This window comes from Cupriavidus taiwanensis (assembly GCF_900249755.1).
Classification (GTDB): Bacteria; Pseudomonadota; Gammaproteobacteria; order Burkholderiales; family Burkholderiaceae; genus Cupriavidus; species Cupriavidus taiwanensis_D.
Map to the genome: position 1 here is coordinate 759,299 of NZ_LT976853.1, position 20,827 is coordinate 780,125.

Below are 20,827 nucleotides of genomic sequence, written 5' to 3' on the forward strand. Positions count from 1 at the left end.
TGGCATACCGAATGCCCGGACTTCGCGGCTACGCCCGGCCCTCACCCCAACCCTCTCCCAAAGGGAGAGGGAGTACCCAGCCGGTTCGCAGAAACGTTATGCATGTTTTGCATGACCGGATGAACAAACGGCATTGGATTCCGACCGGCCGCCAAGCCTAAGCTTGCGCCCATCTTCCACCCCGGAAACCACCCCGATGTCTTCCGCAGCACCGACCAATATTGCTGGCCAAAAGCACGCACTCCCGTCTTACCTCAACGCCGACAACCTCGGCCCCTGGGGCATCTACCTGCAGCAAGTCGACCGCGTCACGCCCTACCTGGGTTCGCTGGCGCGCTGGGTCGAGACCCTGAAGCGTCCCAAGCGCGCCCTGGTCGTCGACGTCCCCATCGAACTCGATAACGGCACCATCGCCCACTTCGAGGGCTACCGGGTGCAGCACAACCTGTCGCGCGGCCCGGGCAAGGGCGGCGTGCGCTTCCACCAGGACGTGACCCTGTCCGAGGTGATGGCGCTGTCGGCCTGGATGTCGGTGAAGAACGCCGCGGTCAACGTGCCGTACGGCGGTGCCAAGGGCGGCATCCGCGTCGACCCGCGCACGCTGTCGCACGCCGAGCTGGAGCGCCTGACGCGCCGCTACACCAGCGAGATCAACATCATCATCGGGCCGAGCAAGGACATTCCGGCGCCGGACGTCAACACCAACGCGCAGGTGATGGCGTGGATGATGGACACCTATTCGATGAACTCGGGCAGCACCGCGACCGGCGTCGTGACCGGCAAGCCGATTTCGCTGGGCGGCTCGCTGGGCCGCCACGAGGCCACCGGCCGCGGCGTGTTCGTGGTCGGCTCCGAGGCCGCGCGCAATATCGGCCTCGAGGTCAAGGGCGCGCGCGTGGCGGTGCAGGGCTTCGGCAATGTCGGCGCGGTGGCCGCCAAGCTGTTCCATGAGGCCGGCGCCAAGGTAGTGGCGGTGCAGGACCACCGCACCACGCTGTTCGACCCGGCCGGCCTGGACGTGCCGGCGATGATGGAATATGCCTCGCACAGCGGCACCATCGACGGCTTCCGCGGCGAAGTCCTGCGTACCGAGCAGTTCTGGGAAGTCGACTGCGACATCCTGATCCCGGCCGCGCTGGAAGGCCAGATTACCGTCGACAACGCGCCGAAGATCACGGCAAAGCTGGTGATCGAGGGCGCCAACGGCCCGACCACGCCGCAGGCCGATGACATCCTGCGCGAGCGCAATATCCTGGTCTGCCCGGACGTGATCGCCAACGCCGGCGGCGTGACCGTGTCCTACTTCGAATGGGTGCAGGATTTCTCGAGCTTCTTCTGGACCGAGGAAGAGATCAACCAGCGCCTGGTACGGATCATGCAAGAAGCCTTCCGGGCAATCTGGCAGGTGGCACAGGAAAACAAGGTGACGCTGCGCACGGCGGCGTTTATCGTGGCCTGTACGCGGATCCTGCAGGCGCGCGAAATGCGCGGCCTGTACCCCTGAACGGGGCAGGCAGGGCCGGGGCGAGGCACTCGTATGGTGCGGTGCAATAATCGCCGCGGCCCCGTTTTCATGACCGTCAGACGCGGTCTCCGGCAAGCGCCGGAGACCGCGTTGTCGTATCCGGACGCGCTGCGCACGGATTGCCCCGAAGTGGGGTTCTAGGAGAAAACCCAGTTGTATTGCGGCGGATGCTGCGCAATACTGTTTCACCAGTGGGGGTTTTATTCTTAGAATCCCGCTTTCTCTTCATGGTCAAGGAGATGTTATGAATTTCGCCAAGTTGGCTGCCCTGATGATTGCCGGGGGTGTTATGTGCGGGACGGCACAGGCAGCCGAACAACTGACGGGCACGCTGAAGAAGATCAAGGACACCGGCGTCATCACGCTCGGCGTGCGCGAGTCGTCGATTCCGTTCAACTACAACCTGGGCGGCGTGCGCCAGGTCGGCTATTCCTACGATATCAACATGAAGATCGTGGAAGCCATCAAGGACCAGCTGAAGCTGCCCAACCTGCAGGTCAAGGAAATCCCGATCACCTCGCAGAACCGCATCACGCTGCTGCAGAACGGCACCATCGACATCGAGTGCGGTTCCACCACCAACAACCTGGAACGCCAGAAGCAGGTCGCGTTCACCAACTCCATCTTCATCATCGGCACCCGCATCATGGTGAAGAAGGACGCCGGCATCAAGGACTGGGCCGACCTGAAGGGCAAGAATGTCGTCACCACCGCCGGCACCACGTCGGAGCGCCTGCTGCGCAAGATGAACGACGAGCAGAAGCTGGGCGTGAACATCATCAGCACCAAGGACCATGGCCAGTCGTTCCTGACGCTGGAATCGGGCCGCGCGGTCGCGTTCATGATGGATGACGCGCTGCTGTACGGCGAGCGCGCCAAGGCCAAGAACCCGGCCGACTGGATCGTGGTGGGCAAGCCGCAATCGCGCGAGTCCTACGGCTGCATGATCCGCAAGGACGACCCGCAGTTCAAGAAGCTGTCCGACACCGTGATCTCCGGCATGATGAAGGACGGCTCGATCAACACCCTGTACACCAAGTGGTTCATGCAACCGGTTCCGCCCAAGGGCCTGAACCTGGACTTCCCGCTGTCCGAAGACATGAAGGCGCTGATCAAGGCGCCTAACGACAAGGCGCTGGACTGACCTGCCGTTGACAGCATTGCGAAACGGAAGGCTCGTCCTTCCGTTTCTTTTTGAGGACGCAACATGAACTACAACTGGCATTGGGGAGTTTTCCTCGAACAGGCCGCCCAGAACGAGACCTACCTGGACTGGATGATCTCCGGCCTGAAGGTAACGCTCGCGCTGGGGCTTTCGTCCTGGGTCATTGCCCTGGTCATCGGCTCGGTGCTCGGCGTGCTGCGAACGGTGCCGAACAAATGGCTGGCGGGCATTGCCGCCACCTATGTCGAGATTTTCCGCAACATCCCGCTGCTGGTGCAGCTGTTCATCTGGTACTTCGTCGCGCCCGAGCTGCTGCCCGGCGGCGAGGCGATCAAGCAGATGAACCCGTTCGCGCAGCAGTTCCTGGCCGCCATGCTGTGCCTGGGCACGTTCACCGCCGCGCGGGTCTGCGAGCAGGTGCGCTCGGGCATCAACTCGCTCGCGCGCGGACAGAAGAACGCCGGCCTGGCGATGGGCTTCACGCTGCCGCAGACCTACCGCCACGTGCTGCTGCCGATGGCGTTCCGCGTGATCGTGCCGCCGCTGACCTCCGAATTCCTGAACATCTTCAAGAACTCGGCGGTGGCGTCGACCATCGGCCTGCTGGAACTGGCCGCGCAGGGGCGCCAGCTGGTGGACTACACCGCGCGTCCGTATGAATCGTTCATCGCGGTCACGCTGATGTACGCGCTGATCAACGTGACGGTGATGCTGATCATGCGCTGGGTGGAAGCCCGCACGCGCGTGCCCGGCTTTATCGGCGGCAAGTAAGGGGGCGCCATGGCTTATTCCTTCGATTTCACCTCGATCAACCCGAGCACGCTGCATGTGCTGGGCGAGGGCATGATGGTCTCGCTGAAGATCACCGTCACCGCGGTGGTGGTCGGCATCGTCTGGGGCACCATCCTCGCGATGATGCGGCTGTCGTCGTTCCGGCTGCTGAACTGGTTCGCGCAGGGCTACGTGACCGTATTCCGCTCCATCCCGCTGGTGATGGTGCTGCTGTGGTTCTTCCTGATCATCCCGCAGGTGTTGCAGGGCCTGTTCAACCTGTCGCCGGCGACCGACCTGCGCATGACCTCGGCGCTGGTGGCGTTCGCGCTGTTCGAGGCGGCGTACTACTCCGAGATCATCCGCGCCGGCATCCAGAGCGTGTCGCGCGGGCAGATGTTCGCCGCGCAGGCGCTGGGCATGACCTACGGGCAGTCGATGCGGCTGGTGATTCTGCCGCAGGCGTTCCGCAACATGGTGCCGCTGCTGCTGACCCAGGGCATCATCCTGTTCCAGGATACGTCGCTGGTGTACGTCAGCGCGCTGGCCGACTTCTTCGGCCAGGCCTACGGCATCGGCGAGCGCGACGGGCGCATCGTCGAGATGCTGCTGTTCGCCGGCCTGGTGTACTTCATCATTTGTTTCTCCGCTTCGCTGCTGGTCAAGCGTTACCAGAAAAAGGTGGCTGTATGATCGAAATCAATAACGTTTCCAAGTGGTATGGCTCCTTCCAGGTGCTGACCGATTGCACGACCAAGGTCGCCAAGGGTGAAGTGGTGGTGGTGTGCGGCCCGTCGGGCTCGGGCAAGTCCACGCTGATCAAGACCGTCAACGCGCTCGAGCCGTTCCAGAAGGGCGACATCCTGGTCGACGGCACCTCGGTGGGCAACCCCAAGACCAACCTGCCCAAGCTGCGTTCGCGCGTGGGCATGGTGTTCCAGAACTTCGAGCTGTTCCCGCACCTGTCGATCACCGAGAACCTGACCATCGCGCAAGTGAAGGTGCTGGGCCGCTCCAGGGATGAAGCGATGGCCAAGGGCCTGAAGTACCTGGATCGCGTCGGCCTGCGGAATCAGGCCGACAAATACCCCGGCCAGTTGTCGGGCGGCCAGCAGCAGCGCGTGGCGATTGCCCGCGCGCTGTCGATGGACCCGATCTGCATGCTGTTCGACGAACCCACTTCGGCGCTGGACCCGGAAATGGTCAACGAAGTGCTGGACGTGATGGTGCAGCTGGCGCACGAAGGCATGACCATGATGTGCGTGACCCACGAAATGGGCTTCGCGCGCAAGGTGGCCAACCGCGTGATCTTCATGGACCAGGGCAAGATCGTCGAAGACGCCGACAAGGAAGAGTTCTTCGGCAATATCGACGCCCGTTCGGAACGCGCGCGCCAGTTCCTGTCGAAGATCCTGCATCACTGAGCGGATCGCCGCCCCATGGAAAAGGGACGCCGAGGCGTCCCTTTTTCTTTGTGCCGCAAGCGCTCAGGTGCAGGCAGTATTGGCTGCGTTCTTGGCCTGGACCTCGGGCGGGATCGGCACCGTCAGCGTCATGGTCGGGCGCCCGTGCTCGAACATGATCAGTTCGCCCGGGGCGAACTGGGTCCAGGTCTCGTTGTCGGTCAGCGGCGCGGTGGCGATCACGGCGACGCGGTCGTCCGGCGTGGTCACCTGCGCGAAGTCGATCGACAGGTCGGCGTCGATCAGGTGCGCGGTCGAGAACGGCCATTGCCGCACGATGTAGTAGAGGCGGGTCGAGCAGTGCGCGAACAGCGCCTGCCCGTTGCACAGCAGGTAGTTGAACACGCCGTGCAGCGTGATTTCGCGGGTGATGTCGGCCAGCGCGTGGCCCAGCTCGTTCAGCGGCGGCTGCGAGCCCGGGAAGCGCTTGCGCAGGCCCTGCATCAACGTGCAGAAGGCCAGTTCGCTGTCGGTGTCGCCCACCGGCTGGTAGACGCCGGACAGGAACGGGGTGAAGCCGTGCAGGTCGCCGTTATGGGCAAAGATCCAGTGCCGGCCCCACAGCTCGCGCATGAAGGGGTGGCAGTTCTCCAGCAGCACGGTGCCTTGCGTGGCCTTGCGGATATGCGAGATGACGTTCTTGGACTTGATCGGGTAGCGCTTGATCAGGTCCGCCACCGGCGAGGTGCCGGCGGACTGGTTGTCGATGAACAGGCGGCAGGCCTTGTCCTCGAAGAAGGCGACACCGAAGCCGTCGGCGTGGTGGTCGGTCAGGCCGCCGCGCGCGGCAAAGCCGGTGAAGGAGAACGTCACGTCGGTCGGCGTGGCGCAGTTCATGCCTAGCAGCTGGCACATGTCGGGGCACCGGTCGGCAGCGGGCTGCCGCTTTGCAATAGAATGCAGGCATTATCCCGCGCGCCCGCGCCGCTGCCAAGCAAGCCGCGGGCGCCCCGGCGCCACCCTACCTGCTAGCAATCCCGAGAACGATGAGCCAATACAAGATTGCCGTGATTCCCGGAGACGGAATCGGCACGGAAGTCATGCCCGAGGGCATCCGCGTGATGGACGCCGCGGCGCGCCGCTTCGGCATCGACTTCCAGTGGGATCACTTCGATTTTTCCAGCTGCGACTACTACGCCCGCCACGGCAAGATGCTGCCGGACGACTGGTTCGACACGCTGGTCAAGTACGACGCCATCTATTTCGGCGCGGTCGGCTGGCCGGATGCGGTGCCTGACCATGTCTCGCTGTGGGGCTCGCTGCTGCAGTTCCGCCGGTCGTTCGACCAGTACGTGAACCTGCGCCCGGTGCGGCTGATGCCGGGCATCAAAAGCCCGCTGGCCGGCCGCCAGCCGGGTGACATCGATTTCTACGTGGTGCGCGAGAACACCGAGGGCGAGTACTCCAGCATCGGCGGGCGCATGTTCCCCGGCACCGAGCGCGAGATCGTGGTGCAGGAAACCGTGATGAGCCGCACCGGCGTCGACCGCATCCTGAAGTTCGCCTTCGAGCTGGCCCAGAAGCGCCCGAAGAAGCACCTGACCTCGGCCACCAAATCCAACGGCATCTCGATCACGATGCCGTACTGGGACGAGCGTGTCGAGGCGATGGCGGCGAACTACCCCGGCATCAAAGTCGACAAGTACCACATCGACATCCTGACCGCGCATTTCGTCCAGCATCCGGACTGGTTCGACGTGGTGGTCGCCAGCAACCTGTTCGGCGACATCCTGTCCGACCTGGGCCCGGCCTGCACCGGCACCATCGGCATCGCGCCGTCGGGCAATATCAATCCGGACCGGACCTTCCCCAGCCTGTTCGAGCCGGTGCACGGCTCGGCCCCGGACATCGCCGGGCGCGGCGTGGCCAACCCGATCGGGCAGATCTGGTGCGGCGCCATGATGCTCGAGCACCTCGGCCATGACGAGGCCGGCGCCGCCGTGCTGGGCGCGATCGAGCAGGTGCTGGCCGCCGGGCCCGAACACGCGCCGCTGACGCGCGACATCGGCGGCAAGGCCGGCACCGCGGAGCTGGGGCGCGCCATCGCGGAGGCGCTGTGAGCGCCGCGTTTGCGGGCGACGCCCGCGCATTGCTGCTGGAGACCTTCCACGCCGCCGTGGCCGCGGCCGATCCGCTGCGGATCGTCGCACAGCACCTGCCGCCGCCGTACGCCGGCGGCCGCACGCTGGTCGTTGGCGCGGGCAAGGCCGCGGCATCGATGGCCGCGGCGGTCGAGCGCGCCTACGCCGGCAAGGCGACGCTGGAAGGGCTGGTGGTCACGCGCTATGCGCACGGGCTGCCGACCGAACAGATCCGCGTGATCGAGGCAGGCCATCCGGTGCCCGACGAGTCGGGCGAGCAGGCCGCGGCGCAGATCCTGGCCGCGGTGCAGTCGCTGACGCCGCAGGACCGGCTGCTGGTGCTGGTCTCGGGCGGCGGCTCGAGCCTGTTGTCGCTGCCGGCCGAGGGCATCCCGATGGCCGACCTGAAGGCGACCACCCGCGAATTGCTGCGCTGTGGCGCGCCGATCACCGACATGAACATCGTGCGCAAGCACATCTCGCGCATCCAGGGCGGCCGGCTGGCGCAGTCGAGCCAGGCGCCGGTGACCACGCTGATCGTCTCGGACGTGGCCGGCGACGATCCCAGCGCGATCGCCTCGGGCCCGACCGTGGCCGACCCGAGCACGTTCGATGATGCGCTGCAGATCCTGCGCCGCTACGGCGCCCGGGTGCCGGCCAGCGTGCAGTCGCACCTGGAGCGCGGCGCGCGCGGCGAGGTGCCCGAGACCCCCAAGCCCGGCGATCCGTTGTTCGAACGTGTCGACAACCTGATGATCGCCACCGCCCACGGCAGCCTCGAAGCCGCCGCCGCGCTGTTCCGCCAGCGCGGCGTCACGCCGGTGGTGCTGGGTGACACGGTGACCGGCGAGGCGCGCGAGGTGGCGCGGGTCTATGCCGCGCTGGTGCGCGAGATTCGCGCGTACAATGCGCCGTTTGCCGCGCCCGTGGCGCTGATCTCCGGAGGTGAGTGCACGGTCACTTTGCCGGCCGGCGGCGGCGCGAGCAAGGCGCGTGGCGGGCGCTGCTCGGAGTTCCTGCTGTCGCTGGCGGTCGAACTGGCAGGCATGCCCGATGTGTACGCGATCGCCGCCGACACCGACGGCATCGACGGCTCGGAAGACAATGCCGGCGCGCTGGCCGACCCGACCACGCTGGCGCGCGCCGAGGCCGCCGGCATGCCCGGCCAGCACCAGCTGGACGCGCACGACGCGTGGGGCCTGTTCGATGCCATCGGCGACCTGGTCGTCACCGGCCCGACGCGCACCAACGTCAACGACTACCGCGCCATCCTGATTCTCTGATTCCGACGAACGCCGGCCGCCGCCCGCGGCCGGCCCCAAGCTAGCCATGACCCAGAAGCTCACCATCACCCGCCCGGACGACTGGCACCTGCACCTGCGCGACGGCGCGGCGCTGGCTGCCGTGCTGCCCGACACCGCCCGCCAGTTTGCCCGCGCCATCGTCATGCCCAACCTGAAGCCGCCGGTCACCACGGTGGCGCAGGCGCAGGCCTATCGCGCCCGCATCCTGGCGGCGCTGCCGGCCGGCATGCAGTTCGAGCCGCTGATGACGCTGTACCTGACCGACAACACCAGCGCCGAGGAAATCGCGGCGGCCAAGGCCAGCGGCTTCGTGCACGGCGTCAAGCTCTATCCGGCGGGCGCAACCACCAACAGCGACGCCGGCGTGACCGATATCCGCCGCTGCTACCCGGCGCTGGAAGCGATGCAGCGCGCCGGCCTGCCGCTGCTGGTGCACGGCGAAGTCACCGACCCGGCCATCGACATCTTCGACCGCGAGGCCGTCTTCATCGAGCAGGTGATGAGCCCGCTGCGCCGCGACATGCCCGAGCTGAAGGTGGTGTTCGAGCACATCACCACCAAGGATGCGGCGCAGTACGTGCGCGACGCCAGCGGCCCGGTCGGCGCCACCATCACCGCGCACCACCTGCTCTACAACCGCAACGCCATCTTCACGGGCGGCATCCGCCCGCACTACTACTGCCTGCCGGTGCTCAAGCGCGAAACCCACCGCGAGGCGTTGGTGGCGGCCGCCACCTCGGGCAGCGAGCGCTTCTTCCTGGGCACCGACAGCGCCCCGCACGCGCGCGGCCTGAAAGAGCACGCCTGCGGCTGCGCCGGCTGCTATACCGCGCTGCATGCGATGGAGCTGTACGCCGAGGCCTTCGACGCCGCCGGCGCGCTCGACAAGCTGGAAGCCTTTGCCAGCTTCAACGGCCCGGCCTTTTACGGCCTGCCGCGCAACACCGGCACGCTGACGCTGGAGCGCGAAGACTGGGAACTGCCGGCCGAACTGCCCTACGGCGACACCACGCTGGTGCCGCTGCGCGGCGGCGAGACGCTGCGCTGGAAGGCACGCTGAAGCCTTGCGCACGCAGCAGACGGCGGCCGGCGCGCAGTTCGCCGCCGCACTGGCCGGGATCGACTGGTCCCGGCCGTGGTTCCAGCCTTTTGCCGCACAAGGCGCCGCGCTGGCCGCGGCAGTGCAGGACGGAGCCGACCTTCGCAGCGCGCTCGACGCACATGCCGCGGCACTGGACTTGCGCAATGCGCGCGGCCTGCCGCTGCGCTTCGTCGCCCAGCACGCCTTGCCGCACGGCAGCGCCTACGAAGCCCATATCCACGCCACCGGCGAAGTTCCCACCCGCGACAATCTCCACGATTTCTTCAACGCGCTGATCTGGCTGCATTTCCCGCAGGCCAAGCGCGCGCTCAACCAGATCCAGGCCGCGGTCATCGCCCGCGAGGGCGTGCAGACCGCCCGCGGCGGCGTGCGCGATGCGGCCACGCTGTTCGATGAGAACGCCGTGCTGTTCCTCAGCACCGACGCTAGCCTGGCCGCGGCGCTCAGGGGGTTTGCCTGGAAGCCGCTGTTCGTCGACGCCCGGGCCGCATGGGGAACGGACTGCGCGGTGGTGCCGTTCGGCCACGCCTTGCTCGAAAAACTGGTGCAGCCGTACAAGTCGGTGACGGCGCATGCATGGCCACTGCCGCGCGTGCCCGGCGACCCCGCGCTCGACACGGTGCTTGCCGGATCACTGCAAGCCGCGGCCGATGCCGGCGCCTTGCGCGGCGGACGCAGCTTTGCGCCGCTGCCGGTGATGGGCATCCCGGGCTGGTGCGACGACAACGCGCACTCGGACTTTTATGCCGATGCCACCGTGTTCCGTCCCGGCCGGCGCCGCGACCCGGATGCCGGCTGAAGCCCCGGCATCGGCAAGCAATCGGTGTTAGACTGCGGGCCGCAAAGCAGGCCAGGCAACCGCTGCCTGCACCGCAAGGTGCAGGGGGAGGAAAGTCCGGACTCCACAGGGCAGGGTGTTGGCTAACAGCCATCCACGGCAACGTGCGGAATAGGGCCACAGAGACGAGTCTTGCCACCGGGTTCGCCCGGCGGCAAGGGTGAAACGCGGTAACCTCCACCTGGAGCAATCCCAAATAGGCAGGCGATGAAGCGGCCCGCTGAGTCTGCGGGTAGGGAGCTGGAGCCGGCTGGTAACAGCCGGCCTAGAGGAATGGTTGTCACGCACTGCTCGCCGCAAGGCGGGCGGGGCGCACAGAATCCGGCTTATCGGCCTGCTTTGCTTCAGTCTTCGGCACGGCCCGGCGCCCGCGCGGCACACCGGGCCGGCCCATCTTCCCTCAGCCTTCGACGATTTCCAGCGTGTGCGTGATCTCGGCCGTCCTGGCCAGCATGATCGACGCCGAGCAGTATTTCTCGTGCGACAGCTTGATGGCGCGCTCGACCGTGGCGGGGTTGAGATTCTTGCCGGTCACCACAAAATGGAAGTTGATGCGGGTGAACACCTTGGGGTCTTCGCCGGCGCGCTCGGCCTGCAGCTGCACGCTGCAGCCGGTGACGTCCTGGCGGCCGCGCTTGAGGATCAGCACCACGTCATAGGCGGTGCAGCCGCCGGTGCCCAGCAGCACCATTTCCATGGGTCGCGGCGCCAGGTTGTGGCCGCCGCCCTCCGGGGCACCGTCCATCGCCACGATATGGCCGCTGCCGGTCTGGGCCACGAAGCTCATGCCGTCGGCGCCCATCCATGTTACTTTGCATTCCATTTTGTTCGTTCCTGTACCTTGTATTGTCGGTTTGCGATCACAAGCGAGTGATCTCGAATCTTGCATTTCCCAGTATATGGCAACGCCGGAGTGGGGACATCGGGGCCGATAACCCTAGGAAATCTGAGGGTTTCCTCTAGTATGACGGTTTGGTGACATGCCTGTCCCTTCTTCAAGTATTTGATTTTTAATGGAAATATGGAGATTTGTCCGTGTCCGTTAACGTTCCGTAATGCGAAATCACATTTCGCACTGCAAATTTCCCTTGCATCCGGGCAAACCCTAGGTATAATTCCAATCATTGAACGACGGCGCTGACAGCGCGCCAGAGTGCGAAAGCGAAGCCCCAGGCCAAGCCCCTCCGCACCGCCCGCAGGTTCCTCCGTCGATCTCCAAGTGTCTCCTCCACCCTCCTCCTTTGGTGGATTCAAACCCAAGCTCAAACGCTTGGGTTTTTTTTCGCCCCTGCATATTGCGCTGGCGCCAGGTGGCCGGGTGCCTCGATCGGCCCATAGCCGCGGCAATTTCGCGGCAATCCGCGGTGATCTTGACGAAAACCGCAGTCTTTGCTTGTGCGCTCGCCACGGTCCCCAGTATAATCGAGGGCTTTTCCGTCATGCCCGCGGAAGAAGAAATGCAGGACCCGGCCACCCATCTCGGGCAGCCACAAGACTTGCAGGGGCGAGCACAAGCCTTCGCGAGTCGGATTACGGGCACGAACTCATAGTCAGGAAAAATCATGAAGACCTTTTCCGCCAAGCCTCACGAGGTAAAGCGCGACTGGTACGTGATTGACGCGACGGACAAAGTCCTCGGCCGTGTCGCCAGCGAAGTGGCACGCCGTCTGCGCGGCAAGCACAAGCCGGAATTCACTCCGCACGTCGACACGGGTGATTACATCATCATCGTCAATGCAGCCAAGCTGCGTGTCACGGGTACCAAGGAAACGGACAAGAAGTACTATCGCCATTCGGGCTACCCGGGCGGTATCTACGAAACGACGTTCGGCAAGATGCAGCAGCGTTTCCCGGGCCGTGCCCTGGAAAAGGCTGTCAAGGGCATGCTGCCGAAGGGTCCGCTGGGCTACGCGATGATCAAGAAGCTGAAGGTGTACGCCGAAGCCGAGCATCCGCACGAAGCGCAGCAGCCCAAGGCGCTGGAAATCTAAGGAGGCCAATCCATGATCGGTAACTGGAATTACGGTACTGGCCGCCGCAAGAGCGCTGTGGCACGTGTCTTCATCAAGTCGGGCAAGGGCGACATCGTCGTCAACGGCAAGCCCATCAAAGAGTATTTCGCTCGCGAAACCTCGCTGATGATCGTGCGCCAGCCGCTGGAACTGACCGCTCACGCTGAAACGTTCGACATCAAGGTCAACGTCACCGGCGGCGGCGAAACCGGCCAGGCCGGCGCAGTGCGCCACGGCATCACCCGCGCCCTGATCGACTACGATGCGACTCTGAAGTCGGCCCTGTCGAAGGCTGGCTACGTCACGCGCGATGCACGTGAAGTCGAGCGTAAGAAGGTCGGCTTCCACAAGGCGCGTCGTCGCAAGCAGTTCTCGAAGCGCTGATGCGTTGTCGCGGGTCCGGCCCGGCCGGATCTGGCGAGACCAGAAAAACCGCACGCTGGCCGTGCGGTTTTTTTTCGTGTGCGGGCTACGGAAGCGGCGGGGTGTTGCCGTCATAGCGGGCAGGCCGCCATACTTTTGTGGGGTATCCGGCCGCGCGCGGCTACAATCACGCCCTGTCGCCGACGGCAAGTCCGGCTTGCCGTCGCGGTTGCGCCACGGGCAGGCCAGCCTGGCACGAACGAGAGAGGAGTGAGAGTCATGCTGTTTTCCAAGAAGAAAGGCCTTTCGATCGATACGCTGATTGGCGAAGACACCGCCATCGACGGCGACCTGGTGTTTGCCGGCGGCCTGCGCCTGGATGGCCGCGTGCGCGGCAACGTGACCGCGGCGCCGGGCAAGCCCAGCATGCTGGTGGTCAGCGAGAAGGGCATGGTCGAGGGCGAGATCAGCGTCGGCCACCTGGTGCTGAACGGCACCGTCAAGGGCCCGGTGCAGGCCGCCGACCTGCTCGAGCTGCAGCCGCAGGCGCGCGTGCTGGGCGACGTGCGCTATGCCGCGCTCGAAATGCACCAGGGCGCGCTGGTCGAGGGCCGCCTGATGCCAATGGTGCAGGGCGAGGTCAAGGCGCTGCCGAACCTGGTCGAGGCCGCGCCGGCGCAGCAAGTGACGGAGGCGGCCGATAACGACCCGGCACCCGCCGGGGAAACTCCCGCTGCCGAAGCCAGTCCCACCGAAAAGGCCGCATAGCGGCGACCCCCGCTGCCGGAAGCCCTTGAAAACACAAGGTTTCGGCACGATTTTCCAGTAGCGCTTAGAATACAGGCGTATCTAAACAGGAGAACACCCCATGAACGCAGTCGCAGAGGCACCCGTTACCGAGGACGTGCCGGCACCGTTCGTCTTTACCGACAGCGCCGCCGACAAGGTCAAGCAGTTGATCGAGGAAGAGGGCAATGCCGAGCTGAAACTGCGCGTGTTCGTGCAGGGCGGCGGCTGCTCCGGCTTCCAGTACGGCTTCACCTTCGACGAGGAAGTCAACGAAGACGACACCACCATGGTCAAGAACGGCGTCACCCTGCTGATCGACTCGATGAGCTACCAGTACCTGGTCGGCGCCGAGATCGACTACAAGGAAGACATCAACGGCGCGCAGTTCGTGATCAAGAACCCGAATGCCTCGACCACCTGCGGTTGCGGCTCGTCGTTCTCGGTCTGAGCGGTCCCGGACTCAACAAGAAACGCACCTTCGGGTGCGTTTTTTGTTGCCTGCGCCGGCTTACTGCGCGGCGCGCCAGACCACCGGAAACCAGTCTTCGCGCAGGCGCTCGCCGGTCTGCTGGCCGATGCCGGGGAACGGCGGCGAAGTCCGCCCGGGCCGCTGCATGAAGCGCACGTCGTCGCCCAGGAACCGGGCCGAAAACGCCCGCCGCCTGCCGGTGCCGGTATTGCCGGCGGCACCATGCACGGTGCGGAAGTCGAACACCACCGCATCGCCCGGTTCCAGTTCCGGGGCGAGCAGTGTGTGGCTGCCGTCTTCCACGTCCGGCATCTCCATGAAGGCATCGTCGCCGCCATAGAAGTTCTCGTTGCTGGCCCAGCGCTTGGGCCGAACCAGCCGCGGCCAGCGATGCGAGCCGGCCACCACGCGCAGCGTATTGGCCTGCGTGACCGGGTCCAGCGGAATCCAGTAGCTCGCGGTCTGGGTGCCGTCGACGCAGTAGTAGGGCAGGTCCTGGTGCCACGGCGTGGGCTTGGCGGTGCCGGGCTCCTTGACCAGGATGTGCTCGTGGAACACCTGCACCGCCTGCGACTGCATGATCTGCCCGGCGATCCCGGCCGCCGCCGACTCGCGGATAAAGGCGGCGAACGCGTCGATGCGCTGCCAGTTGCAATAGTCCTCGAAAAACCGCCCGCCTTCGCCGGCGCGGACGTTCTCGATGGCAAAGGGGCCCGGCTCGGCAAGGTTCTGCGCAAAGCCCTCGCGCAGGCGCTCGACCCAGTCGGTGAAGACGCCGCGCAGGACCAGCACGCCGTCGCGTTGATAGGTGTCGATCTGTTCCCGGGTGATGTCCATGGCGATGTCTGTGGGGGGCGATGGGCCAAGTATCCCCATGCGTCCGGGATAGGGAAAGCTTAGCTTTCCCCATGTTGCGATATGGGTACACGCAAAGCGCCGAGATCTGGCGCGGACGGGGAGCTCAGCGCGGGTAGATCGCGCCCAGTACGCGCGGCCCGGCGGCGCCGGTCACGGTGGGCACGTTGCCGGGCAGGCGCAGCAGGCACTGGCGCGCCAGCCAGGCAAAGGCGATGGCCTCGACCTGCGATACCGGCACGCCGTAGTCTTCGGATGTTTCGATGGCGACACCGGGCAGGGCTTGCGCCAGCCGCGCCATCACGAAGGCATTGCGCGCGCCGCCGCCGCAGACGATCAGCCGCCGCGCAGCGGGCGCGCCGGTGCGCACGTCGCGCGCGATGGCCTCGGCGGTCAGCGCGGCCAGGGTGGCCTGCACGTCGGCCGGCGCAAGCTGCGGCAACGCCGCCAGTTGCGCTTCCAGCCAGCCGGGATGGAACAGGTCGCGCCCGGTGCTCTTGGGCGGCGCGGCGCTGAAATAGGGCTCGGCCAGGCACTGCGCCAGCAGCGCGGCGTTGACGCGCCCGCTGGCGGCCCAGTCGCCGTTGCTGTCGAAGGCCAGGCCGCGGTGGCGGCCGATCCAGTAGTCGAGCAGCGCATTGCCCGGCCCGCAGTCGAAGCCGCTGACGGGTCCGCCTGCCGCCGGCAGGATGCTGATGTTGGAAATGCCGCCGATATTGCAGGCGACGCGGGTTTCGGTGTCGCTGCCGAACAGCGCGTGGTGCAGCGCCGGCACCAGCGGCGCGCCCTGTCCGCCGGCGGCGAGGTCGCGGCTGCGGAAGTCCGCCACCACGTCGATGCCGGCCAGTTCTGCCAGCCGCGCGGGATGCTGGCTCTGGCGGGTATAGCCGATGCCGTCGTAGAGGCCGGGCCGGTGGCGGATGGTCTGGCCGTGGGCGCCGATGGCGGCGACCGCGGCGGCGTCGACGCGGGCCTCGCGCAGCAGCGCGGCGACGCAGTCCGCGTACACCTGCGCCAGCGCGTTGGCCGCCAGCGCCTCGCGGTGGATCTCGTCGTCGCCCGGCTGCTGCAATGCGCCGAAGGCCGCGCGCAGCGTGTCGGGGAAGGGCTGGCTGGCAGCGGCCAGCACCGCCGGCCGTGCGCCGCTGAAATCGACCAGCACCGCGTCGGCACCGTCCATGCTGGTGCCGGACATGATGCCGATATAGCGTTCGCTGCCGGGCGCGGGGATCACGGTGGACGCGTTCAGTTGGCGGCGGTCAGCACGTTGTAGGTGCGCAGCGCGTTGATGCGGCTGAGTAGCCCGCTGGTGTAGGTCAGGAATTCCTGGCGCGACTTGCCGGTCAGCGGCGGCGATTCCATCAGCGTGACGGTCAGCGGGTTCTGCGGCACGTCGTTGAAGCGGAACTCGTAGTGCAGGTGCGGGCCGGTGGCCCAGCCGGTCGCGCCGACATAGCCGATCAGCTGGCCCTGGCGCACGGTCTGCCCCTGGCGCATGCCAGCAAAGCCGGACAGGTGCGCGTAGTAGGTGGAGTAGCCGTTGGGGTGCGACAGGATGACGATGTTGCCGTAGCCGTTCTGCTGGCCGACGAACTCGACCATGCCGTCGCCGGTGGCGAGCACCTTGGTGCCGGTCGGGGCGGCGAAGTCGACGCCCTTGTGCTGGGCCCAGTCGTGATGCAGCGGATGCTCGCGGCCGCCGAAGCCCGAGGACACGCGCGAGAACTCAACCGGGGAACGCAGGAACGGCCGCTTCATGCTGCGCCCGTCGAAGGTGTAGTAGGCGCCGCCGTCCTTGCTGCCCTCGGGCGCGAACCACAGCGCCTGGTGCAGCTGGTTGCGGTTGATCAGCTCCACCGCGACCACGCGGCCATTGCGCACGAAGGTGCCGTCGCGGAAGCCCGCTTCATAGATGATGCGGAAGCGGTCGCCGCCGGCGATGTCGTGGTGGAAGTCGATCACGCCGGAGAAGATCGACAGCATCTGCTGCACCACTTCGTCGGGCACGTGGGCCGCGTCCATGGCCTTGAAGAAGCCGCCCGCGGAAATCGCGCCCGAGGCCATCTCGTAGTGGACGTCGTTGTCGACGCGCTGGACCTTGGCCTTGTACGCGGCGGCGGTGTCGCCGCTGGCGGCGCGCACGCGCTCGATCACCAGCTCGCGCGAGGCCGCCGCGTCGCCGCCCAGGTTGGCCTGCAGCGACACCAGCGTGTTGCTCTCGTCGATTTCCGCCTGCACCGCCTGGCCCGGGTTCAGGTTGAACAGGCCGCGCGCGGTGGGGTTCTTGACGATGAACGCCTGCGCGTCGGCATCGTCCACGCCCAGCCGCTTGAGCAGGCTGGCAATGGTGTCGCCGCGCTGCATGCGCTCTTCGCGCACGTACACGGCCTGGCTGTCGGTGAGCTGTTCGAGCTGTTCGCGCACGTCGGGCATGCGCAGCGCCTGCTGCGTGCGCGGGGCGCGCGGATCATCGTAGGCGCTGCGCGGCGCGACACCCATGGCCGCGGCCATGCCGAGCGTGAAGATCGCACCGACCGAGGCCGTCAGTTGTTTGCGCCGCCGCGCATGCTGGGGGCTGGTCGGATCGACCAGCACCACCAGCTCACGCGCGAAAACTTCGCGGAGTCTGGACCACATCACGTAAAATTCAACCTTGGTCTGAGCCCGCTGCCGGGGACGATGTGTCTCGTCTGCCTTCCTCCCCCGAGGTGCGGCGCGTGCTGTTCAGTATTCAGTTATTTTGGTCGCCTGCCTTGCTGTGCAAACTGCTGCGCAAAGTGGCGGGTGGCGCACCGGAAAGGCTTCCGCAGGCGCCCGGAAACGCGGATTATACCAAAATCCGGCCCTGGCGGCTGTCGGCAGATTTCCTAAAATTTCAAGTATTTCAAAGACTTACGTGATGACTGAAGTTGCCTCGGCCCCACCGGCCAAATACCCCCTGACGCCCTCGGTGATGCAGGCCCTGGAGGTCTCCAAGCGCGGCTGCGACGAACTGCTGATCGAAGCGGAGTGGGCGCAGAAGCTGGCGCGCAGCGAGGCCACCGGCGTGCCGCTGCGCATCAAGCTGGGGCTGGACCCGACCGCGCCCGACATCCATATCGGCCACACCGTGGTGCTGAACAAGCTGCGCCAGCTGCAGGACCTCGGCCACCAGGTGATCTTCCTGATCGGCGACTTCACCTCGACCATCGGCGACCCGTCGGGCCGCAACAGCACGCGCCCCCCGCTCACGCGCGAGCAGATCGAGGCCAACGCCCAGACCTACTATCGCCAGGCCAGCCTGGTGCTCGACCCGGCCCGCACCGAGATCCGCTACAACAGCGAGTGGTGCGATCCGCTCGGCGCGCGCGGCATGATCCAGCTGGCGGCCAAGTACACCGTGGCGCGCATGATGGAGCGCGACGACTTCACCAAGCGCTTCCGCTCCGGCATTCCGATTTCCGTGCACGAGTTCCTCTACCCGCTGATGCAGGGTTACGACTCGGTGGCGCTGAAGTCCGACCTGGAGCTGGGCGGCACCGACCAGAAGTTCAACCTGCTGGTCGGGCGCGAGCTGCAGAAGGAGTACGGGCAGGAGCCGCAGTGCATCCTGACCATGCCGCTGCTGGTGGGCCTGGACGGCGTCGAGAAAATGTCCAAGTCCAAGGGCAACTACGTTGGCGTGACCGAGGCGCCCAACGAGATGTTCGGCAAGCTGATGAGCATCTCGGACGACCTGATGTGGCAGTACTTCACGCTGCTGTCGTTCCGCCCGATGAGCGAGATCGACCTGATGAAGCAGGAGATCGCCGCCGGCCGCAACCCGCGCGACTGCAAGGTGCTGCTGGCGCAGGAGATCGTGGCGCGCTTCCACAGCCAGGCCGATGCCGAGAAGGCGCTGGAAGACTTCAACCACCGCGCCCGCGGCGGCGTGCCGGACGATATCCCGGCAGTGAGCCTGGCCGGCGCGCCGCTGGGCATCGCGCAGCTGCTCAAGCAGGCCAACCTGGTGCCGTCGACCTCGGAAGCCAACCGCAATATCGAGCAGGGCGGCGTCAAGATCGACGGCGCCACCGTGAGCGACAAGGCCACCAAGGTGGCCGCGGGCACCTACGTCGTGCAGGTCGGCAAGCGCCGCTTCGCGCGCGTGACGCTGGCCTGAGGCGGCGATGATCGCGCTGATCCAGCGGGTGGCCCAGGCCCGTGTCACGGTCGAAGGCCGCACCACCGGCGAAATCGGTGCCGGCCTGCTGGCGCTGGTCTGCGCCGAGCGTGGCGACACCGAGGCGCAGGCCGAGCGGCTGCTGGCCAAGATGCTGTCGTACCGCGTGTTTTCCGATGCCGCGGGCAAGATGAACCTGCCGGTGCAGAACATCGATGGCAACGGCAATCCGGGCGGGCTGCTGGTGGTGTCGCAGTTCACGCTGGCGGCCGATACCAACAGCGGCACGCGGCCCAGCTTCACCCCCGCGGCGTCGCCCGAGGACGGCCGGCGCCTGTACGAGCATTTCGTCGCGCGCGCCCGCGCCGCGCATCCGCAGGTGCAGACCGGCGAGTTCGGCGCGATGATGCAGGTCAGCCTGGTCAACGACGGTCCGGTCACCTTCTGGCTGCGCGTGCCGCCGGCCTGAACCGATTCCAAGCTGCCGCGCCCCCGGCGCGGCACCAAGACAGGAGAGACAAATGAAACTCTGGAGCAAGTCCTTCCAAGACAACGCGCCGATCCCCGGCGAGTTCGCCTTCTGCGTGCCCGACGCCGCCGCCCACGTGGCCCTGTCGAACAACCGCAATCCCGACCTGCACTGGGAAGACGCGCCGGCCGAGACGCGCTCGTTCGTGCTGATCTGCCATGACCGCGACGTGCCCAGCCGGGGCGACGACGTCAACCAGGAAGGCCGCGAAGTGCCGGCCGCGCTGCCGCGCGTCGATTTCTTCCACTGGGTGCTGGTCGACATCCCGCCCGGCCTGACCTCGATCGCCGCGGGCTCGCACAGCGACGGCGTGATCGCGCGCGGCAAGCCGGGACCGGAAGCCACCGGCGGCACCGCCACCGCGGGCGGCCTGCGCCACGGCATCAACGACTACACCGGCTGGTTCGCCGGCGATGCCGACATGAAGGGCGACTACTACGGCTATGACGGCCCGTGCCCGCCGTGGAACGACGCGCTGCTGCACCACTACGTGTTCACGCTGTATGCGCTGGACCTCGACCGTCTGCCGCTGGAAGGCACCTTCACCGGCACCCAGGTGCGCGAGGCGATCCAGGGCCACGTGCTGGCGCAGGCCAGCCTGACCGGCACCTATACGCTGAACCCGAAGCTGGCCAAGTCATCGGCGGCCTGACGCCCGGCCGGTGCCGCGTTTTGCGCGGTGCCGGGCCGGCACGGCACCACACGGCCCCACGCAAGCCCCCGCAGCAACCCCGAAGGAAACGGCATGTCGCAAAGCCCCGGGCCGCATTCGCTGGCCTTTACCCACCTGATCGTGATCCGCCACGGCGAAACGGCCTGGAACCGGGAGCGCCGGCTGCAAGGCCAGCTCGATATTCCGCTGAACGAGACCGGCCATGCCCAGGCCCGCGCGCTGGCCCATGCGCTGGCGGGCGAACCGATCGATGCGGTGTATTCGAGCGACCTGTCGCGCGCGCTGGCAACGGCCCGGCCGCTGGCCGACGCGCTGGGGCTGCAGGTGCGCGCCGATGCGCGGCTGCGCGAGCGCAGCTACGGCTCGCTGCAGGGCAAGACCTACGCCGAGGTGGCCGAGCACCTGCCGGAAGACTTTGCCCGCTGGCAGGCGCGCGTGCCCGATTACGCGCCGCCCGAGGGCGAGTCGCTGCTGGGCTTCCACGAGCGCGCGGTCGATGCGGTGCTGGCGCTGTCGCGCCGGCATCCGGGCGAGCGCATCGCGCTGGTGGCGCACGGCGGCGTGCTCGATTGCCTCTACCGCGAAGCCACCGGCATGACGCTGGAAGCGCCGCGCCAGCACGAGCTGCTCAATGCCAGCGTCAACCGCCTGCGCAGCGACAGCACCCACCTGACGCTGGCGCAGTGGGGCGACGTCAGCCACCTGGACAACCTGGCGCTCGATGAAGTCGATCGCCGCGTGCCGTAG

22 protein-coding genes and 1 other RNA gene are annotated in these 20,827 nt (G+C 66.6%); 18 read left to right on the forward strand and 5 right to left on the reverse strand.

Features of this window, described 5'->3' with window-relative positions; all coding sequences use genetic code 11:
- Nucleotides 1-196: 196 nt before the first annotated feature.
- The 5 genes from CBM2594_RS03450 (at nt 197) to CBM2594_RS03470 (ending at nt 4,885) form a co-directional block, all read left to right on the forward strand.
- Nucleotides 197-1,504 (forward strand): Glu/Leu/Phe/Val family dehydrogenase, encoded by a 1,308-nt coding sequence (locus tag CBM2594_RS03450; protein WP_116355614.1) that lies wholly within the window; start codon nt 197-199, stop codon nt 1,502-1,504.
- Nucleotides 1,505-1,769: 265 nt separating this feature from the next.
- On the forward strand, nt 1,770-2,669 hold the full coding sequence (locus CBM2594_RS03455) for a glutamate/aspartate ABC transporter substrate-binding protein (RefSeq protein ID WP_116355615.1): 900 nt from the start codon (nt 1,770-1,772) through the stop codon (nt 2,667-2,669).
- Between the two features lie 63 nt (nt 2,670-2,732).
- On the forward strand, nt 2,733-3,461 hold the full coding sequence (locus CBM2594_RS03460) for an amino acid ABC transporter permease (protein ID WP_116355616.1): 729 nt from the start codon (nt 2,733-2,735) through the stop codon (nt 3,459-3,461).
- A 9-nt stretch (nt 3,462-3,470) separates the two neighbouring features.
- Nucleotides 3,471-4,154, forward strand: coding sequence for a glutamate/aspartate ABC transporter permease GltK (gltK, locus tag CBM2594_RS03465; RefSeq protein ID WP_116355617.1), 684 nt, complete (start codon nt 3,471-3,473; stop codon nt 4,152-4,154).
- Nucleotides 4,151-4,885: an amino acid ABC transporter ATP-binding protein gene (locus CBM2594_RS03470; RefSeq protein ID WP_116355618.1), complete on the forward strand. Its 735-nt coding sequence runs from the start codon at nt 4,151-4,153 to the stop codon at nt 4,883-4,885. Before gltK ends, CBM2594_RS03470 begins: the two co-directional genes overlap by 4 nt.
- A 63-nt stretch (nt 4,886-4,948) precedes the next feature.
- Here the strand turns inward: CBM2594_RS03470 and CBM2594_RS03475 are convergent, their stop codons facing one another.
- A complete protein-coding gene (locus CBM2594_RS03475; protein ID WP_062796820.1) occupies nt 4,949-5,779 on the reverse strand; it encodes a class II glutamine amidotransferase in 831 nt (276 codons plus the stop codon).
- Between the two features lie 131 nt (nt 5,780-5,910).
- On the opposite strand from CBM2594_RS03475, the gene CBM2594_RS03480 reads away from it, so the two are divergent.
- The 5 genes from CBM2594_RS03480 (at nt 5,911) to rnpB (ending at nt 10,594) form a co-directional block, all read left to right on the forward strand.
- Nucleotides 5,911-6,984: a tartrate dehydrogenase gene (locus CBM2594_RS03480; RefSeq protein WP_116355619.1), complete on the forward strand. Its 1,074-nt coding sequence runs from the start codon at nt 5,911-5,913 to the stop codon at nt 6,982-6,984.
- On the forward strand, nt 6,981-8,288 hold the full coding sequence (locus CBM2594_RS03485) for a glycerate kinase type-2 family protein (RefSeq protein ID WP_116355620.1): 1,308 nt from the start codon (nt 6,981-6,983) through the stop codon (nt 8,286-8,288). Before CBM2594_RS03480 ends, CBM2594_RS03485 begins: the two co-directional genes overlap by 4 nt.
- A gap of 46 nt (nt 8,289-8,334) precedes the next feature.
- Nucleotides 8,335-9,369, forward strand: a complete 1,035-nt coding sequence (gene pyrC, locus CBM2594_RS03490; protein WP_116355621.1) for a dihydroorotase — start codon at nt 8,335-8,337, stop codon at nt 9,367-9,369.
- A gap of 4 nt (nt 9,370-9,373) precedes the next feature.
- Nucleotides 9,374-10,210 carry a DUF3025 domain-containing protein gene (locus CBM2594_RS03495; RefSeq protein WP_116355622.1) on the forward strand — a complete coding sequence of 279 codons (837 nt, stop codon included), beginning with the start codon at nt 9,374-9,376 and terminating at the stop codon, nt 10,208-10,210.
- 43 nt (nt 10,211-10,253) lie between these two features.
- Nucleotides 10,254-10,594: RNase P RNA component class A (gene rnpB, locus CBM2594_RS03500), an RNA gene on the forward strand.
- A 55-nt stretch (nt 10,595-10,649) separates the two neighbouring features.
- Here rnpB and CBM2594_RS03505 read toward each other — a convergent pair.
- Nucleotides 10,650-11,072, reverse strand: coding sequence for an OsmC family protein (locus tag CBM2594_RS03505; protein ID WP_116355623.1), 423 nt, complete (start codon nt 11,070-11,072; stop codon nt 10,650-10,652).
- A 739-nt stretch (nt 11,073-11,811) separates the two neighbouring features.
- Between CBM2594_RS03505 and rplM the strand changes: the two genes are divergently transcribed.
- The 4 genes from rplM to erpA all read left to right on the forward strand — a co-directional run bounded on the left by rplM (nt 11,812) and on the right by erpA (nt 13,861).
- On the forward strand, nt 11,812-12,240 hold the full coding sequence (gene rplM / locus CBM2594_RS03510) for a 50S ribosomal protein L13 (RefSeq protein ID WP_010813907.1): 429 nt from the start codon (nt 11,812-11,814) through the stop codon (nt 12,238-12,240).
- Nucleotides 12,241-12,252: 12 nt separating this feature from the next.
- Nucleotides 12,253-12,645, forward strand: coding sequence for a 30S ribosomal protein S9 (gene rpsI, locus CBM2594_RS03515; protein ID WP_012351769.1), 393 nt, complete (start codon nt 12,253-12,255; stop codon nt 12,643-12,645).
- Between the two features lie 258 nt (nt 12,646-12,903).
- Entirely contained in the window at nt 12,904-13,392 is a 489-nt protein-coding gene (locus tag CBM2594_RS03520; RefSeq protein ID WP_116355624.1) for a bactofilin family protein, read from the forward strand.
- Nucleotides 13,393-13,492: 100 nt separating this feature from the next.
- Entirely contained in the window at nt 13,493-13,861 is a 369-nt protein-coding gene (gene erpA / locus CBM2594_RS03525; protein ID WP_010813904.1) for an iron-sulfur cluster insertion protein ErpA, read from the forward strand.
- Nucleotides 13,862-13,921: 60 nt separating this feature from the next.
- On the opposite strand, the gene CBM2594_RS03530 is transcribed toward erpA, so the two are convergent.
- From CBM2594_RS03530 to CBM2594_RS03540, 3 genes are all read right to left on the reverse strand, one after another.
- Nucleotides 13,922-14,719, reverse strand: a complete 798-nt coding sequence (locus CBM2594_RS03530) for a phytanoyl-CoA dioxygenase family protein (protein ID WP_116355625.1) — start codon at nt 14,717-14,719, stop codon at nt 13,922-13,924.
- Nucleotides 14,720-14,843: 124 nt separating this feature from the next.
- Nucleotides 14,844-15,971, reverse strand: a complete 1,128-nt coding sequence (locus CBM2594_RS03535) for an anhydro-N-acetylmuramic acid kinase (RefSeq protein WP_116355626.1) — start codon at nt 15,969-15,971, stop codon at nt 14,844-14,846.
- 11 nt (nt 15,972-15,982) lie between these two features.
- The gene (locus tag CBM2594_RS03540) at nt 15,983-17,374 is read right to left on the reverse strand and encodes a M23 family metallopeptidase (RefSeq protein WP_116355627.1); all 1,392 of its coding nucleotides are present in this window, start codon (nt 17,372-17,374) and stop codon (nt 15,983-15,985) included.
- A 262-nt stretch (nt 17,375-17,636) separates the two neighbouring features.
- Between CBM2594_RS03540 and tyrS the strand changes: the two genes are divergently transcribed.
- The 4 genes from tyrS (at nt 17,637) to CBM2594_RS03560 (ending at nt 20,827) form a co-directional block, all read left to right on the forward strand.
- Nucleotides 17,637-18,878, forward strand: coding sequence for a tyrosine--tRNA ligase (tyrS, locus tag CBM2594_RS03545; RefSeq protein WP_116355628.1), 1,242 nt, complete (start codon nt 17,637-17,639; stop codon nt 18,876-18,878).
- A 7-nt stretch (nt 18,879-18,885) separates the two neighbouring features.
- Nucleotides 18,886-19,347, forward strand: a complete 462-nt coding sequence (dtd, locus tag CBM2594_RS03550) for a D-aminoacyl-tRNA deacylase (RefSeq protein WP_116355629.1) — start codon at nt 18,886-18,888, stop codon at nt 19,345-19,347.
- A gap of 52 nt (nt 19,348-19,399) precedes the next feature.
- On the forward strand, nt 19,400-20,059 hold the full coding sequence (locus CBM2594_RS03555; RefSeq protein ID WP_116355630.1) for a YbhB/YbcL family Raf kinase inhibitor-like protein: 660 nt from the start codon (nt 19,400-19,402) through the stop codon (nt 20,057-20,059).
- Nucleotides 20,060-20,152: 93 nt separating this feature from the next.
- Nucleotides 20,153-20,827 (forward strand): histidine phosphatase family protein, encoded by a 675-nt coding sequence (locus CBM2594_RS03560; RefSeq protein ID WP_116355631.1) that lies wholly within the window; start codon nt 20,153-20,155, stop codon nt 20,825-20,827.